Source organism: Bacteroides sp. AF39-11AC (genome assembly GCF_003474285.1).
Taxonomy (GTDB): domain Bacteria; phylum Bacteroidota; class Bacteroidia; order Bacteroidales; family Bacteroidaceae; genus Bacteroides.
The window spans coordinates 455,347-474,264 of sequence record NZ_QROH01000001.1; the positions used below are offsets into that span (position 1 = coordinate 455,347).

The window sequence follows — 18,918 nt, forward strand, 5'->3', positions numbered from 1 at the left end:
ATTAATCTTCTTCCTCTTGTTTGATAGGAAATTCACAGATTACAAATCCAGAATCTGTACGCGAGCCGAAAATGCAGAGTTTAGCATCCTTTCCATTTTCATCTTTCTCTATAAGATAATCTGTTTGTGCAAGAGCTGCTCCATTACCGCTTCCACCCAAGATGAATTTATAATCAGGATTATGATTATCTCCTTCATCAAACTTCTGCATTGCTTCAGCCACTGTACTTCCCTTGGTCAGATTGTAAACAACTAAGGAAGGAGTTGCTTTGGACGCGCTTCCTTGTCCGGCACTACAAACTATCAGATAACGTTCCTCATTAAAGGTAAATATCCTGGGGGCAACCGCTTCTGTTTCCAAGTTCGATTTGTTCATTGCATATTTACTTCCAAGAGATTCATCAACCAATGTAACAGGCAATCTTACTCCTGCCCATACATACTGGTCTGTATCTTCTATCCTATATACATTGGTGACCATAGTTGCATCAGCGCTTGAAGTCAGTACTTTCGGTTCGCCTATTGTCTTATGATTGCTAACGGTCAGTCTCAAAAATTTAGTAGATGCATTATCTCCAAAGAAAATAAATCCATTGCCGTTTTTATCAATGTTGACTGATATGTTATCCCCATGCCTGTTTCCAGCTCCAGGAATATCCGATACTTTGATATCGGCAATAACTTCAGGCTTAGAAGTCGGTGTATCCCAATAATAAATCTTCAATGGTGATGCTTGAGAACCTGATAGCGATGCAATATATACATGTCCGTTTGCCAATGCTCCCATATTGTAAGAGAAAGTCCCCCCCGTTACACCTGTAAGATCTAACATTATAGGTTTAGTTTCTCCTTTCTTTAGGTCAGATACCTTAAGAAGATGAGGAGCGGTCTTTCTGCTGACAATCAATACATGCTCGCCATCATAAGAAGCACATCTTGTCAGTTGGCTCCCATAATCAGAATAAATATTATCTCCGGAGAAATCATATACTGTAGGCTTCTCAAAATCAGCTCCGTATACCGGAATTCTTTTTCTGACTCTTATAAAATATTCTTTGTATCTCTTTTGATTTACTATCCGAAGAACCAAAGTCTTAGAAGCTGTTTCTTCATCCATAGAAAAATCCAATACCGAATTTTGAAGAGTAGCTCCATCAGAAAGCTTCGCGTCCAGATTAAGAGCAGAGAAGTTCGTTGTCATATCCAAGCGGGGGAAATTGATGATTTTATTGTCTTCATCAATAGTTCCTTCTACAACTGTATTGCCATCTGCACCTGCATTGGTTATTTTGATAGAAAGAAGTTCGGTATCATAAGGTGCTATATGGCTTTTCGGATAATCCTCATCGCAGGATACCAGACTAAGTCCCAGCAATACAGCCAAAAATCCTATATTTCTTATTAATTTATACATAATCTCATGTTTTAGTTTAAAATAATTTCCATGATTTCATTGATTCATGTTGTCAATTGATGCCTGTTGGCCAACCTTCAGTCTGAGTCAAAGTATATCCCTTATTTTTATAATCTGAAATTTGATTCGTACCAATAGGAGAAAGATACGGATTAACATTAGGAACGTTCAGGAACGGCAGTCTACCCTGATTTTGTGTAGGATAGAAGAAACCATTCATTTTAGCGGCATTAGTTCCATCATATACTATAAAGCTGCCGTCTTTGGCCATTACTCTGAGCTTTCCTTTATTCTCATCCTTCAATTCACTTTTTACTTCATTGTTGAAATTAACCCAGGTACCAATCAGCAAATCTTCATTCTTATCGGTATCCATGTATTCCAGCTTTTTCCAACGTCTCAAGTCAATGATACGTGAGAATTCAAAAGCAAATTCCATTCTTCTTTCCCGTCTGATCTCCCAAAGTAATGCCGGCACAGTAGGATCTCTATGAGGATCTTGTGGAAGTGCGTCCAGCTTCATTTCAGCTGTCATTGTTACTCCTAAAGCTTTGGCTTCATCTGCCACCGGTCTTTTGCGAATCAGATTGATAGATATATCTATATCAGACTGAGAGACCTCTGCACCACCCAATGTTGCAAGTTCAGCTTTCGCTTCAATCCAGTTTAACAGGACTTCAGCATAACGCAATACCGGATACCCGGTTACGTTTTTCTCGCTTTGGAATTCTGCAGCCGGAGAACCACCACTTTCAATATAACTCAGTCCACTTCGTGGAATAAACTTCGTTACATATAAATAGCTACTCTTGGATCTTGGGGTGGGTTTAGTATAGAAGCTGGCTTCAAAACGAGAATCTCTTGTTTTAATCAGATTGCTAAGAGTGAAATCATCTACATTCTCCAAAGAAGAAGTCTGCCAATCCTTACCATCTGTACAGATGAACGCTTTAATCAAATCCAGGTTTGGACCAACATCAGTAGGGTCATTCATATTACAAGTCGATGCAATGGAATGCGTAACGTTTTGACCTGCGTCATATTTTCTATATAAAATGCAATCCTTGCTGTTGGTTAAGTCAGTAGAACCGAATAATTTGCGGAAATCTTCAACAATACCATATTTACCACTATTCATAACCATCTCTGCCGCAGCAACAGCTTGGTCGAAGAACTTTTTAGCCCGTTCGTTATTTTTATAATAATATTTCTGCCAGCTTGCCTCAAACAGAGCCCATCTTGAAACCATGGCGGCTACTACGTAACGATTCACATATTGACCTCCATCATTCAAACGAACGTTCTGTAATGCATACTCAAAATCGTTGTAAACTGCATCCATAACCTCGTTTCTCGGAGTGCGGTCTTTGTATAAGCCATCCTTATCCGTATTCTGAACTTCTGTGTCGTAATAAGGAACATCGCCAAAAACATTTACCAGACGAGCATATTCCAGTGCTCTGAAGAAGCGTCCAACACCTGTCCAATGGTTATATTGTTCGTCTGTCAATATTTCAGGCATCAGATTAGTGATGCGGTCAATCATAACATTTGCTTTTCTAACCCAGGCAAAATTCCATGTAGGACCGGTAAATTCACTTTGCCACATCATGTCCAGGCTTGTACTTCCTTTAGATGTAGGAACTGTACGCCCAAACTGTGTTTGAGTGGACATCCTCACTGCATCGTCATTAAATGTATAATTGGCGTTAGGAGCATAAGTCGTTGTATACTTTAATCCATACCCCACAAAGAAGTTTGTGTAAAAAGCATTAGCATATAGACGTACTCTATCTTCGTTGGTCCAATATGCATCATCCTCAGCCGTAGTCAATGACGGGCGGTCGAGCACATCATTACAGTTCGTAAACAATAAAACGACACCGGCTAAAATTATAAATATTTTTAATTTCATAATGATTCTATTTTAGAAGGTTAATTGAACACCACATGACAAACTTTTGAATACCGGTGTACCGGTACCTGTACGTCCAAGATTATAGTTGGTGGAGAACATAGAATATCCTGATATAGCTTCCGGATCAATAGGTAATCCTCTCAGGTTATCAAATGTAAAGAAGTTCTCCAATGACATATAGACTCTCGCTTTGCTGATGTATATCTTAGATAAGATATTTGTCGGAACGGTATATCCCAATGTTATATTCTTGATTCTTAAATAAGACATATCCAGTAGATAGCGGGATTGTTTCTGCATAGCAAATCCAGTATTGCTGCCACCTAAGTCCCATGCTCTGGGATAGAAAGCGTTGGTGCGTTCTTCTGTCCAATAGTCTGTTGTAAAAGTTTTAGGCAGTGCACCTTCCTTAGCATTATACCCAGGAATTGCTAACTGACCGTTACCCCAAATCTTGCGTTTTCCAATACCTTGGAAGTAGATAGAAAAGTCAAAACCTTTATAGTCAGCACCCAATCTGAAACTGTATTCATAACGAGGAGTGGTATTACCGATAACAGTTTGGTCACCCGGATTACCATTTGTACTGGTTCCCGGAGTGATGTAACCATCACCATCAAGATCTACAAATTTGGTATCACCAGGAGAGAATATTAGCTTATTTCCATCTTCATAATGCACCTGATAAACCGGATACTCTGAAGATTGTTTATAGGTGGTACGGGCTGTTCCGTTATAAATAACGATAATCTTTTCAATCTGGCCGTCTGCTCCATATATAAAATCTTCTTTTTGGAATAATCTGTCAGTTACAAAACCATAAATATCACCATAGCGTCTTCCGGTCGAGTAGGTAGTTCCCAAACTACGATCTTCCCACGGAGTCAAGTAGTCGGCACCTCTTGTGATAAAAGTAGAAGCGTCTGAAATAGAAGCTGTTGCATTAATGCCCAATCCGTTGGCAAAACGATGGTTGAAGTCAGCTGACAATTCCCAACCCTTGGTTCTCAAACTGCCATAGTTGCCACTGGGGGCAGCTGCACCAAGAGTCACCGGTAAGCTTTCACCAGGAATAATCATGTTCTTCGTATCACGTTGGAACCAGTCGAAAGTTACTCCGAACTTGTTGTTAAAGAACCTGAGGTCGACACCGAAATCCAGTGTTTCGATTTGCTGCCAGCTAATATCGCTGTCCACCAATGATGGAGTACCGAACATAGGTGTTTTATTTCCACTTCCATCCAGCCATGATGATTGACCATCTGACAATATGGATTTATACAGAGTGTTTGAAACAGATTGGTCACCAATACTACCCCATGAAGCTCTGAATTTACCGAAGCTTAAGATATTATTAATAGGTGCCATAAACTTTTCATTGGTAAATACCCAGCCGGCAGAGAAAGAAGGGAACCACTTCCAACGCAGATGCTTTGGGAACTTGGATGAACCATCCCTACGTATATTTGCTTCAACAAAATATCTATCTTCAAAAGAATAGTTAAGACGGCCAAAAAAGCCTAACTGTGCTTCCCAGTTCCGGTTTCCTTCAATAAATTGATCTCCGGATGCCAATGGGAATTGCGGATTTGTCAAATCAATCAGATTTGTTTTCCAACCTTTATATGAACTCCATTTATTGGTAACCCTGTTCATACCTGCCATAAACTTGAATGCATGTTGCTTTTCTGAGCCCAGTAATAAGTTGTAAGTGGTATAAATGTTGAAAGTATTGTTATCAATAGATTTACTGTTATTGCCTACCTGACTGGCACTTGGACCGGAACTGTTATAGTATTTGTTCACGGGGAAGCGATATGCAGGCATACCACCGGTGTCTACTCTCTCTCCTTGTTCGTTAACAAATACCTGACTGCCGTTTTCCATCCAGGCAGTGGGAGCATACCACATTTCACCAGCCTCATATTGCATTACGGATGAATTCGTTTCAGTAGTTTGTCTGTCATATGTATAGTCAAACTTGACATCCCAATTTTTGGTTAAATTCAGTGTGAAACCTAAATTGATATTGTAGTATTTATTTTGCAGATTATCCGTATTGGCAGCTGCCATTTCGTAAGTGGGTTCTTTTAACGGATTGCCATTTTCAGTTACCCCCATAGGCATTAGCGGACTCCAGCGATAAAGATATAACCATGGGTCAGCGGTTGTATTTCCAATTCCCGGATAGCGTTTGTTGCGATCTGAATAGATTGAACTTGCTCTTACGGTAATATACTTATTGATTTCTGAAGTAACACTCACCGAAGCATTGTATCGCTTGAAGTCATCTTTCTTAGCCGTTTTTGACATACCGCTCTGATCCAGATAACCTAATCCGATATTGTAGCTGGTCTTGCCACTCTTACCATTAACAGACAAGTTATGGGTCATTGTCGGTGTCCAATTTTTAATCATGGCTTTAGCACCGTCATAAAGTCTATATCCATATTTGTCTTTTCCGTCATAGTACCAATCGCGACCATACACTACCGGGTCATTCCATTTTACTTTTCCACCATACAGGTTTTGCCATTCAATGGCCTTTTCCAGGCTTTCAGGACTAATACGCCAGAAACCGCCGGCTGGCATTGGCTCTCTTCTGTTTGTTTGCGCATCCAGTGTATATTGTAAGGCTTCTATACCGCCAATCTCAATTTTCTTAGCAGGGTCTTGCCAAGAAAAGTTATTCGAATAACTTATTTCAAATTTATCACTTTGTGCTCCTGATTTTGTGGTTATTAGGATTACACCAAATGCAGCTTTAGAACCATAGATAGAAGATGAAGCTGCATCTTTCAAAACAGAAATAGATTGAACATCATTAGGATTTACCATCTGGATACTTGGGATTTCCACGTTGTCCAATAAGATGAGTGGTGTATTGTTTCCTGAAATAGAGCCAACTTGACCACGAATTTTAATCAAAGGGTCTGAGCCTACTTCACCAGTTGGGATTGTGATATTAACTCCCGCTACCGCACCTTGTAATCCACGACCAATATCAGCGATAGGACGGCTGTCTAATGTCTTATTTACATCGACTGTTGCTACTGCTCCTGTCAGGTTAGCTTTCTTTTGTGTACCGTAACCTACCACTACTACTTCTTGCAGCAATTCACTATCTTCTTTCAGAATAATTTTCATAGTTCTTGCAGCTTTCACTTCTTGAGTCTGGTAGCCTATGTATGAAATCTTTAAGGTAGCACCTGGCTTTACAGTCAGTGTAAATTTACCATTAATATCCGTAATACCACCATTTGTAGTTCCTTTCTCTATAATACTGGCTCCAATAACCGGTTCACCGTTGGCATCTACAACCAAGCCGTTAATCGTTTGAGTTTGTAGTTGCTCTGTCACTTCCAAAGAGCTGTCGGAGGCAATCTGAGTAGCTAGTACATTTCCACTGTTCAAAAACAGCGTACCGATAGCTACTGCCATGAGGAGTTTACTATGCGTTAATCCTCGTTTTTTGCGATCTTCATTCATAAAAGATTGATGATTTTGTTGTTAATCAAAATAATTTTCTCAAAATTTAGGGTAAGGGTAGTGAATTAGAAATAAAACGGAATTATTTCTTCTATTAGGTAAGTTTCTGTTCCATAGGCGTTTCTTCTATTTATTAGGTTTGACTTATATAGTATCTCTATTTGTTTCTATTTACCGTTCCAAGAGAACTTAGTATGCTTGTGTTGAATAAATAATATTCTATAAGATATGTTGTCTTCAACTATATCTAAAACATACTTGCTCCGTACCATCTCCATACTTTCTCCAGTCAGAAGTACCTCTGAGTGGAGAATGTACGGAGCAAGTACGTCTCAGGTATGGCTGTGGTATGGCTATGGTGTGGCGTAGGCTATAAAAAGCGATTTTTATTCCAGTTAATAGATATAGATCTTAGGTTAGTTTCCTTTTTAAAGAAAGGTCTTTTATCCCCCTCGTGAAGTCGTTGTAAGCATAGCTTCACAGGGTTACACCCTTTCTTTCGGATGGCTACACCCTTTGGCTGCAATGGCTACACCCTTTATAGCAAAAGGTGTAGCCCTGCATAAGGGATGTTTTGCATATTAGAAAACGGCTTACATTTATTCAATATAGGCTTGTGGAACTATCCGGTAACACATATTTTTCCTCGTTTCTACCCTATATCCATCAAATACTCATTTTATTGAGTAGTACACTCTCCAAGAACAGGATGATAAAATGAAGTTTTGGAAGTTTTTGTGCTGGTATATTAAAAAAAACTATATATTTGTATCCAATTCTAAATCTAACTGCGTATGAAACTGATTGCAGAAAGTGGTTCAACAAGAACTGAGTGGGCCTTAGTTGAAGACAATCACCTGATACAACGTGTTTTTACTGAGGGACTTAATCCTTTCTTCCAAACCCGAAGAGAGATCAGCCGAAGTGTGCGTTTAGGTTTACCCGAGACTTTTTTCAAAAGAAAGCTTGAGCAAGTATATTATTATGGTGCTGGTTGTACTTCTTATGAAAAAAAGAATGTATTGGGGGCCTCATTAGTAGCACAGTTCAAAACTCCGATTCAAGTAGAAAGCGATTTACTTGCGGCTGCCCGTGGTCTATTTAAATGTGAAGCAGGAATTGCGTGTATTTTAGGTACAGGTTCCAATTCTTGTTTTTACAATGGAAAAATTATAGTAAAAAATGTCAGAGCTGGTGGGTATATATTGGGCGATGAAGGCAGTGGGGCAGTGCTGGGCAAGCATTTTCTTTCAGATGTATTAAAAGGTTTAGCACCCAAAGATATTATGGCCGATTTCTTTGAAAAGTTTCGTATTAGCCCGAATGAAGTAATGGAATCTGTTTATAATCGTCCATTTCCTAATCGTTTCCTCTCTACTATTTCGTATTTTCTGGCAGATTATACAAGCGATGATTATGTATATGATCTAATAACTACTAATTTACGCAATTTCTTCATAAGGAATGTTTGCCAATATGATTATAAGAACTATCCAATCCGTTTTGTTGGATCATTGGCTTATAGTTATGCAAAAATTTTGAGAGAAGTTGCCAATGAGTTTGATATTGAGCTGGATATTATTGAAGAAACTCCAATGAATGGTTTAATTGACTTCCATTCATTAAATATTGAAGAATCTTAAAATCTGTATATAAAGTATATTGACAGGGGTATAATAATCCCTTATTTGCAAATATATAAATATAAAGTTAAATAAATGCAAAGGAATGTTCTTGATATTAAATTATAATATATCTTTGCTAAGAAGAAACGAAGAAATTACGTTTCATCACCTTTGTTAATAACGAGTTTATCTCTTAAAATGACCAGCTAAATTGTAACAGTATTTAGTGAATTTTAATTTTCGACCGACAGTAGAATTACTAAGTTCTCTTGGAACTTGGTAAACCTCTAAAAATAACAAGAGAGATAAAATATAAGTTAAACCTATAAATAAGAAAAAACGCCTATGGAAGAAAAACTTGTCTGACAGAAGAAATAGATCTGACTAACTATTTCTATCTGATTATCCTTACCCTAATTTTTGAGAGAACTATTTTATTTAACAACAAAATTATCAATCATTTATGAATGAAGATCGCAAAAAACGAGGATTAGCAAATAGCAAATTCTTCACAGCAGTAGCCATCAGTGCACTGTTTTTAGGAAGCGGTAATGCGATGGCTAACCAGGTTGCTTCTGATCATGTTTCAGAAGTAACAGAGCAGTTACAATCTATCAATGTTACAGGTTTGGTTGTAGATGCGACAGGCGAGCCGGTTATCGGTGCCAGTGTGGTAGAAAAAGGGACAACTAATGGTATTGTTACTGACGTTAATGGAAAGTTTGCATTGAGTGTAAAATCAGGAGCAATATTAAAAATATCATTCGTAGGTTATCAGCCTCAGGAAGTAAAGGCTACACCTACTATGAAAATCGTGTTGAAGGAAGATACGGAATTATTGGATGAAGTAGTAGTAGTTGGTTACGGTACACAAAAGAAAGCCAATTTAACAGGTGCAGTTACTACTGTAGACTTGAATAAAACGATGTCAGGCCGTCCTCAGCAAGATGTAACCAAAGCATTGCAAGGTGCGGTTCCTGGTTTGAGTATCACAACTGAAAATGGTGATATCAACGGAAGTGCTGCAATGCGTATTCGTGGTGTCGGTACGTTAAGTAATTCTGAAAAGAGTAATCCGTTGATTGTTGTGGATGGAGTCCCGATGGATGACATTTCTTTCTTGAATACACAGGATATTGAGAGTATCTCTGTGCTGAAAGACGCTGCTTCTACCTCTATTTATGGTACACGTGCAGCTTTTGGTGTTATTTTAATTAATACGAAGAGTGCTAAACCGACGGAAAAGGTTACTATAAACTATAGTAATAATTTCGCTTGGGATCAAGCAACTTACCTTCCGAATTTCCCGGATGTACCCACACAGCTTAGAGCTGCATTAGAGGCTAAGGCTAATGCTAACCAATATGAAGTTGAGCTCTTCGGTATGTACTTTGACAAGCTGTTGCCCTATGCCGAGAAATGGGCGCAACAGAATGGCGGAAGAAAACTGAAGTACGGTGAAATGAGACCATATCAGAGCGATAGCAATGTGGGTGATTATAGCATCGTTGACGGAACTCCTTATTATTATGCTGACTGGGATGTACAAGATATTTATTATAGCAAAGCAGCCCCTTCACAAAGCCATAATATATCTGTTCAGGGAAGTTCTGGTAAGACTAATTATTATCTTTCTTTTGGTTATGATGAGAAGGAAGGTATAATGAAAGTACGTCCCGATGAATTGAAGAAATACAATGTTTCAGTGAATGTAACGACCAATTTGTATGATTGGTTGCAAGTAGGTGCACGTGTCAATTACTCTCGTAAGGCTTATCAGCGTCCTGACATTTACAGTAGTACTTATCAGACCCTTTGGCGTTGGGGTTCTTTCTTTATTCCTTCAGGTACTATTGATGGTTATGACACTCGCCTCATGGCTATGCGTAAGCAAGCATCCGACCGTAAGGAAATAACTGACCTTACCCGTCTGAATGGATTCTTGAAAGCAGAAATAGTAAAAGGACTTACTTTGAATGCTGATTTCACTTATGCAATTCAGAACTTGAACAGTGGTTCTGAAGACTTCTCGGTCTATGGTATTGACTGGTCGGGAATGCCTACTCCTAAATATATTGTTACCAAAAGTAACTCGGCAATCTGGCGGGATAATTCCAAGCAGAATACTTGGACTTTGAATGCGTATGCCAACTATGCCAAGACTTTTGCAAAGAGCCATAATTTGAATGTAATGGTCGGAGCCAATGCTGAAGAAGTGGATTATACTTATTTATATGGATACCGCAAAGGATTGTATGATGAAGCATATCCTGAATTGAATCTGGCAAGCCAAGATGGACAACAAATAAATTGGTCGCACACTTCCCGTGCTTCAGCCGGTTACTTCGGACGTATTAATTATGATTATAAGGGCATTTACCTGTTAGAGGTGAATGGACGTTATGATGGTTCTTCCAGATTCCCACATAATGATAAATGGGCATTCTTCCCTTCTGCATCTATCGGATACCGGTTCTCAGAAGAAGCCTTCTTTGCACCTTTGAAGAGAGTGGTTAACAATGCTAAGTTGCGTGCATCTTATGGTGAAATTGGAAATGAAGCCATCGGAGACTATATGTTTGAGGCATTGATCAGCCAACGCGAAAACACGTTGGCTTCAGGATATATTTACTGGGTGGATGGTAATGGAGCTAATGCTAATAGATTGACTCAGTACAATATGCCTAAACTGGTGTCGAAGTCTCTTACTTGGGAACGCATCCGCACTACTGATATTGGTTTGGATTTAGGTTTCCTGAATAATGAATTAACTGTAGGATTTGACTGGTACCAACGTGAAAACCGTGATATGCTTGCTCCTGCTCAGGTTCTTCCGAACAGTGTAGGTGCTACTGCTCCTTATGATAATGCAGGTACACTGCGCACCCGTGGATGGGAATTAAACCTCGATTGGCATCATAAATTCGGTGAATTTAATGTGTATGCTAACTTCAATCTTAGTGATTCAAAGACAAAAGTAACGAAGTGGAATAATGACACTAAGTTGCTCAGTTCTTACTATTCGGGCAAGAATTATGGTGATATCTGGGGCTTCGAAACAGATCGTTATTTTGAGGAATCTGATTTTACCGGCCAGAATGCAGACGGTTCATGGAACTACAAGCCGGGTATTGCCGGTCAGTCCGCACTTGAACGTGCCCCGTTCCATTATGGTCCTGGTGATATTAAGTTCAAAGATTTGGATGGCAGTGGCGAAATTGACGGTGGAAAAGGAACCGCTGATGATCATGGTGACTTGAAGGTTATCGGTAATTCACTCCCCCGTTATGAATATGGTTTCCATTTGGGGGGTAACTGGAAAGGTATTGACTTGGATTTATTCTTCCAAGGTGTGGGAAAACGTTCTGATTGGACTATTTCTTCTTTGAATTTCCCGATGATGCGCGCAGCTGACTTGGCTATCTACGATAATCAAAAAAGTTTCAATAGAGTATTCTATACTGATGATTGGAAAACGATTACCGGTTATGATATCAACCAAGGTAACACTTATCCTCGTTTATATCCGGGAAATGAAGCCAAAGGTACTGTATCAGGTATTGCAAACGGTTCCAATAACTATTATCCGCAATCTCGTTACTTAACTGATATGTCTTATCTTCGTTTAAAGAACGTAACTGTTGGTTATACTTTACCGAAGGAGTGGACCCGCAAAGCTTTCATCGAAAAGGCACGTATCTACTTTAGTGGTAGTAACCTCTTCTTGCTCTACAAGGGCAGTGATCTTCCAGTTGATCCGGAAATCAGTACTGGTGATGGCCTTACCTATGGAGGCTGGGGACGTACAACTCCTATCACTCGTACCTTCTCATTCGGTATTCAGGTAACCTTATAATAACTATTAAACAATAAGAATGATGAAAAAGCTATTCATATACGGAACAATGGCACTGATGGCCTTGACAAGTTGTAATGACTTTCTCGACAAAGCACCTTTGGATGCCTTTACCAATACTCCTGCATATTGGAGTAATACGAGTAATCTTGACAACCAATGCAATACATTCTATAACAACTATTCGGGTTATGGAAATGGCAGTGGTGGTGGCTGGTTCTATTTCAAAACACTGAGTGATGACCAGGTAGACTATCAGTCAACAGTCTGGACTTACACAAGTGTGGTGGCTACTTCTACAAATTGGTCAGATCCTTTCACTGAAATCCGTCGTGCCAATTATATTATCGAAGGTTTGCAAACATCCTCTCTCGATGAAGCTGTTAAAGCTAATTATGAAGGCCTGGCTCGCTTAAACAGGGCATGGGAGTATTATCAACTGGTTCGCATGTATGGTGACGTACAGTGGATAACTACAGTTGTAGATCCGGCAGACAAAGATGTGGTTTACGGACCACGTACGGATCGAGATGTGGTAATGGACAATGTCCTTGAAGATTTAAACTATGCTGCGAATACAATTACGGGCACTAACAAGCAACGCTTCAGTGCTGACATGGCATTGGCTATGAAAGCTGACATCACGTTGTATGAAGGTACTTACTGTAAATATCGCAATGCAAGTGACAATGCCGGTAAGGCTGCTGACAACACTCGTGCTGAAAAGTATCTGCGTGAATGCGTGGCTGCTTGTGAAGCATTGATGACTAAGGGATATTCATTGAATCCGAGCTATAAGGGAAACTATAATTCAATTTCGCTTAGCTCTAATCCTGAAATGATTTTCTTCAAGCCTTATTCTCAGAATGTTTTCATGCATTCCACCATCGACTATACTGTTAATACAAGTGGTACCAGCGGTATGACCAAAAATGCTTTTGATAATTACTTGTTCCTTGACGGTAAACCCAAAGCAACCACTACAATGGATACCAATGATGCCGCGGTGAAAGATGCAGATGGTAAATACAATCTTGAGTCTGTTCTTGCTGTTCGCGATAAGCGATTAGCGGTTACTCTCGATCCTGTGTTATGTTTCAAGGGTAGTGCTTATAGCCGTGCCGGAGTTGCAGGATTTACTTCTACTACTGGTTACGGTATAGCTAAATATGATAATCCGGAGGAATTGGCAGTAGGCGATCGTAACAGTATCAACAAGCAATATACAGACTGTCCGCTTTTCTGGCTGTCTGTTGTCTATCTGAACTTCGCTGAGGCTAAGGCAGAGCTTGGAACATTGACACAGGCTGATCTTGATAAGTCCATTAATAAGTTACAGGAACGTGCCGGACTACCCGGTATGACCACTCAACCGGAAGCTGATCCAGCCAACAATATGGGCGTTAGCAATTTGATTTGGGAGATCCGCCGTTGCCGTCGTTGTGAGTTGATGTGTGATAACTGGACTCGTTATTGGGATTTAATTCGTTGGCATAAACTTGATTTACTTGATTCTTCCAAGAATCCTACGATCTATCTTGGAGCTAACATGAAGAATGTGGAGAATCCGGAAGTCGATGTGAATAGTGATGGATATATGATTGGTTCTAATACTCTTAACCAGCCACGTACTTACGAAGCCAAGCATTATTTCTATCCGATACCTACAACTCAGCTGACTTTGAACTCGAATATGGAACAGAATCCGTTCTGGAAATAAGGTGAGATTGTTAATGGTGTAACTGAAAGGGGTTGAATTCTATTTACTTAGAGTTCAACCTCTTTTTTGCTGCGATATAGAGGGATGATTGGATATCATAAATATTTTCTATCTTTGTAAAAAGCTGTCCGTTAGTAAAATAATAATTTTGTCATTAGAAGTATGCTTAAATTAAGAATGTTATCACAGGGAATTGCAGGGCCACGGTTTGAAAAGCCGGAGGAGGTTGTTGAATGGATGGGTGCTATGCAGGCGCAAGAGATCAGGGCGGTTAAGTGGGCAGTGGGGTTGCGTGTAGCGAAACCTTCGTTGACGGCTGTTCAGGAGGCATTGGATTCAGGGCGGATTTTGCGTACTCACGTGATGCGTCCTACGTGGCATTATATTCCGGGGAAGGATATAAAATGGATGACTGAGTTGTCTGCTAAGGGTATGTTGTCAAGGTTCAGCTTTTATGCAAAGCATCATGGTTTGACGGAGAAGGATTGTTTGCAATACAAACCTAAAATAGAAGAAATCTTGACTGGACAGCATCTGACGTGCCAAGAAGCTTTTGAACAACTAAACTTGAAGGGGATAAACATTAGCGAGCCTATAACTAAAATGTGTCTGAGTTTTGCAGAAGTGGATGGAACGGTATGTAGCGGCATTGAGAAAAATGGAAAACATACATATGCACTGACCGGTGAAAGGGTTCCGGATGCCATAAAGCTATCTCGTGAAGAGGCTCTTGCTGAGCTTACCCGGAGGTATTTCAGAAGTCATGGACCGGCAACACTGGAAGATTTTGTGTGGTGGTCTGCATTGAACATACGTGAAGTACGTAGCGCTATAGCGTCACTTGGTCAGGAAATTATAACAGAACGATATAATGACAGGGAGATGATGATACATATCTCTTCACCCGGACTTACCGGGGAGGTAGAAGTTGATGAAAAAAGTATTCTCCAGTTTCTCCCGCCGTTTGATGAATATCTGGTAAGTTATAAAAACCGCTTTGACTGTATAAAGGAATCGCACGCGCAGTATGCCTATAATAATTTTGGTATATTTCAACCTGTTATTCTTCATCAAGGCCGTATCACGGGAAACTGGCGTAAGACTTCGAAGAGAGGGGCTTTTGATACATCTTTTTTCCCTGGATGCAGGCCTGCCGCAAAGAAGCTTGTCGAAAAAGCTATAAAAGAATGCTTGTTGTTTCATGAAAGTTGATTCCTCGTATGGAAATTCAGTTTACGCCAAATGGTAACTTTGTTAACCCCACACGGTAACTCCATTTACACACCGAAGTAAAGGGCGTTACATGCCGAGGTAAAGGTCGTTACAGTAAGGGGTAAAGGTCGTTACATACGGCAGTAAATGCTTTTACATCTTGTAGTAACCAATTGGTAAATACTATTGATTGATTATCAGTAAACTAACAAAATCTTATCACTAACCTTTAATTCATTTTCATGCCGAGATGAATGAATTCCCGCCAATGGGTTAGTATGAAAAAGAGGTTATCTCGTTTCCGGGATAACCTCTTTTTTCGTTTGCAACCATTTCTCCAATGGTTCTATTTTATTGGTAATGCTTAGAGAGCATTCTCTTTTACCAAATATTCTGCAATTTGTACTGCATTCAGTGCAGCACCTTTCTTGATCTGGTCGCCCACAATCCAGAAAGTCAGACCGTTTTCATTAGCCAGATCCTTACGGATACGACCTACATAAACGGGATCTTTGCCTGCAAGGAACAGAGGCATTGGATATTCCTTTTCGGCAGGGTTATCCTGCAATACCAAGCCGTCGCCTTTTGCAAAAGCTTCACGAGCTTCTTCCACTGAAATAGGACGTTCTGTTTCTACCCAAATGCTTTCAGAGTGAGAACGAAGAGCAGGAACGCGTACGCAAGTTGCACTTACTTTAATGTCGGAGTGCATAATCTTACGGGTCTCGTGGAACATCTTCATTTCTTCTTTAGTGTATCCGTTATCAGTGAATACGTCAATCTGAGGAATGAGGTTGAATGCCAACTGGTATGCAAACTTTTCAACAGTAACAGATTCACCTGCTAACACCTGGCGGTATTGTGTGTACAATTCATCCATAGCGGCAGCACCTGCACCGCTGGCAGCCTGATACGTAGAAACGTGTACAGTTTTTATGTGAGAAAGCTGTTCGATGGCTTTCAGTGCCACTACCATCTGTATAGTGGTACAGTTAGGGTTGGCGATGATGCTGCGTGGACGATCTTTTGCGTCGGCAGCATTTACCTCGGGAACTACCAAAGGTATGTCATTATCCATACGGAAAGCACTGGAGTTATCGATCATCACGGCACCATGTTTGGTGATGGTCTCGGCATACTCTTTAGAGGTACCAGCGCCTGCGGAAGTGAAAGCGATATCAACCCCTTTAAAGTCATCGTTGTGTTGCAAGAGTTTTACCTCGATCTGTTTACCGCGGAATGTGTATTTTGTTCCGGCACTGCGTTTAGAACCGAACAACACTAACTCATCCAACGGGAAATTCCTTTCATCGAGCACACGCAGGAACTCCTGTCCCACGGCTCCGCTTGCTCCAACAATAGCTACTTTCATTTTCTTTTGTTTTTTAATTAAGTTTATAAAAATGTTCTTCTATGCTTAAAAACGATAGAATTGGCTGCAAATTTATAACAATTTGCTGTATGACAACGTATAAAATGAAAAGTTTTTTGTTATTTTGCAACGTAAACCTAAAACTTGAAGCCCATGGACTTATTTGACTTCAGTCTAAAACTTCCCATTACCGACCCTACATGGATATTTCTCCTTGTACTTCTTATTATATTGTTTGCTCCTATTTTGTTGAACAGACTTCGTATCCCACATATCATCGGTATGATATTGGCAGGATTGGTAATTGGCGAGCATGGGTTTAATATTTTAGCACGGGATAGTAGTTTCGAGTTGTTTGGCAAGGTAGGTTTATACTATATCATGTTTCTGGCTGGTCTGGAAATGAATATGTCAGACTTTAAGCAAAATAGGGGAAAGGCCGTAATGTTGGGGTTACTGGCTTTTATCATTCCAATTATGATCGGTCTTGTGGTGAACATGACCTTCCTGAAATATAGTTTGATCACTTCAGTTCTGTTGGCAAGTATGTATGCTTCGCATACGCTGGTGGCATATCCTATCGTGATTCGATATGGCGTCTCCCGACATCGCAGTGTAAGTATTGCAGTGGGAGGTACGGCGGTGACTGATACCCTTACGCTGTTGGTTTTAGCTGTGGTAGGTGGTATGTTTAAGGGGGAATCCGGTGGACTGTTCTGGGTATGGCTGGTTGTCAAAGTGGTTTTCTTGGGTGGATTGATTATGTACTTTTTCCCTCGCATTGGGCGTTGGTTCTTCCGCAGATACGATGATAATGTAATGCAATTCATTTTCGTGCTTGCCATGGTATTTCTGGGGGCAGGCTTAATGGAATTTGTGGGGATGGAAGGCATTCTCGGAGCTTTCCTTGCCGGCTTGGTACTGAATCGGCTTATTCCGCATGTTTCTCCATTGATGAATCACCTGGAGTTTGTGGGCAATGCACTTTTCATTCCTTACTTCCTGATCGGTGTGGGAATGCTGATTGATATACATGTGATTTTTGGCCATGGTGATGCGTTGAAGGTGGCTGGGGTAATGATTGCTGTTGCTTTGACTGGTAAATGGATTGCTTGCTGGCTGACGCAGAAGATATATAAAATGGCAGCTATTGAGCGGGAACTAATGTACGGCTTGAGCAATGCCCAGGCTGCGGCTACATTGGCTGCTGTACTGGTTGGATATAATATAATTCTGCCTAATGGTGAAAGACTGCTGAATGACGATGTCCTGAATGGCACTGTATTGTTAATCCTCGTGACCTGTGTGGTAAGTTCATTTATTACTGAACGCGCTGCTCGTAAGATCGCTATCGATGAGGCCCATCTGGAGGATGAAAAACGTCCGGTAGAGCTGGAAAAGATTTTAATACCGGTTGCCAATCCGGATACGATTGAAGATTTGGTGAGTCTGTCCTTGTTGATACGTGATCCTAAACAGAGAGATAATCTGGTGGCATTGAATGTGATTAATGATAATAATGCATCGGAAGCTCTGGAACTTCGCGGAAAACGTTATCTTGAGAAAGCAGCCATGATAACGGCATCGGTGGATGTGCCGCTGAAACAAATCAGCCGTTATGACTTGAATATTGCTTCCGGCATTATTCATACGGCAAAAGAGCATGGAGTGACGGATGTGGTAATAGGTTTGCACCGTAAAGTTAATATTGTGGATTCCTTCTTTGGTATGTTGGCGGAGAATCTGTTGAAAGGTTTGCACCGGGAAGTGATAATTGCAAAATTCCTGATGCCGATTAATACTATACGGAGAATTAATATTGCTGTTCCGCCGAAAGCAGAATATGAAGCGGGTTTCCAGAAGTGGGTAGAACATTTCTGCCGTATGGGAAGTACATTGGGATGCCGGGTACACTTCTTCGCTAATGAAGAAACTACTACGCTCTTACAAATACTGGTAAAGAAGAGGTTTAGCTCGACAATGACTGATTTCTCCCGTTTGGATGATTGGGGGGATTTACTGTTGTTGACCGGACAAGTGAATTATGATCACTTACTGGTGATTATCAGTGCCCGCCGTGGTTCTATTTCTTATGATCCTGCATTCGAAAGACTTCCTGCCCAGTTAGGAAAGTATTTTGCCAACAATAGTTTGATAGTGCTCTATCCGGATCAGTTGGGTGAACCGCAAGATATGTTGTCTTTCTCTAATCCACGTGGTAATAATGAAGATCAGCATTATGAAAAGGTAGGCAAATGGTTCTATAAATGGTTCAAGAAGAGTAATTAGTGATTAGCAACAAAGTGATAAGT

9 protein-coding genes are annotated in these 18,918 nt (G+C 40.3%); 5 read left to right on the forward strand and 4 right to left on the reverse strand.

Annotated features, from left to right (window positions below):
• Window position 1 precedes the first annotated feature (1 nt).
• From DW036_RS01450 to DW036_RS01460, 3 genes are read right to left on the reverse strand one after another with little or no spacing between them, the layout of a single operon-like run.
• Window positions 2-1,414, reverse strand: coding sequence for a DUF4623 domain-containing protein (locus DW036_RS01450; RefSeq protein WP_118460727.1), 1,413 nt, complete (start codon window positions 1,412-1,414; stop codon window positions 2-4).
• A gap of 52 nt (window positions 1,415-1,466) precedes the next feature.
• Window positions 1,467-3,329, reverse strand: coding sequence for a RagB/SusD family nutrient uptake outer membrane protein (locus DW036_RS01455; protein ID WP_118460729.1), 1,863 nt, complete (start codon window positions 3,327-3,329; stop codon window positions 1,467-1,469).
• Between the two features lie 12 nt (window positions 3,330-3,341).
• Window positions 3,342-6,821: a TonB-dependent receptor gene (locus tag DW036_RS01460; RefSeq protein WP_118460731.1), complete on the reverse strand. Its 3,480-nt coding sequence runs from the start codon at window positions 6,819-6,821 to the stop codon at window positions 3,342-3,344.
• Window positions 6,822-7,615: 794 nt separating this feature from the next.
• Between DW036_RS01460 and DW036_RS01465 the strand changes: the two genes are divergently transcribed.
• The 4 genes from DW036_RS01465 to DW036_RS01480 all read left to right on the forward strand — a co-directional run bounded on the left by DW036_RS01465 (window position 7,616) and on the right by DW036_RS01480 (window position 15,234).
• On the forward strand, window positions 7,616-8,464 hold the full coding sequence (locus tag DW036_RS01465) for a hypothetical protein (protein WP_118460733.1): 849 nt from the start codon (window positions 7,616-7,618) through the stop codon (window positions 8,462-8,464).
• A gap of 445 nt (window positions 8,465-8,909) precedes the next feature.
• Window positions 8,910-12,302 carry a TonB-dependent receptor gene (locus DW036_RS01470; protein ID WP_118460734.1) on the forward strand — a complete coding sequence of 1,131 codons (3,393 nt, stop codon included), beginning with the start codon at window positions 8,910-8,912 and terminating at the stop codon, window positions 12,300-12,302.
• 22 nt (window positions 12,303-12,324) lie between these two features.
• Window positions 12,325-14,022: a RagB/SusD family nutrient uptake outer membrane protein gene (locus tag DW036_RS01475; RefSeq protein ID WP_118461163.1), complete on the forward strand. Its 1,698-nt coding sequence runs from the start codon at window positions 12,325-12,327 to the stop codon at window positions 14,020-14,022.
• Between the two features lie 162 nt (window positions 14,023-14,184).
• Window positions 14,185-15,234: a winged helix DNA-binding domain-containing protein gene (locus DW036_RS01480; RefSeq protein WP_118460736.1), complete on the forward strand. Its 1,050-nt coding sequence runs from the start codon at window positions 14,185-14,187 to the stop codon at window positions 15,232-15,234.
• 364 nt (window positions 15,235-15,598) lie between these two features.
• On the opposite strand, the gene DW036_RS01485 is transcribed toward DW036_RS01480, so the two are convergent.
• Window positions 15,599-16,606, reverse strand: coding sequence for an aspartate-semialdehyde dehydrogenase (locus tag DW036_RS01485; protein ID WP_118460738.1), 1,008 nt, complete (start codon window positions 16,604-16,606; stop codon window positions 15,599-15,601).
• A gap of 153 nt (window positions 16,607-16,759) precedes the next feature.
• Here DW036_RS01485 and DW036_RS01490 point away from each other — a divergent pair, with 153 nt between their 5' ends.
• Window positions 16,760-18,895, forward strand: coding sequence for a cation:proton antiporter (locus DW036_RS01490; RefSeq protein ID WP_118460740.1), 2,136 nt, complete (start codon window positions 16,760-16,762; stop codon window positions 18,893-18,895).
• The last annotated feature ends 23 nt before the right edge of the window (window positions 18,896-18,918 follow it).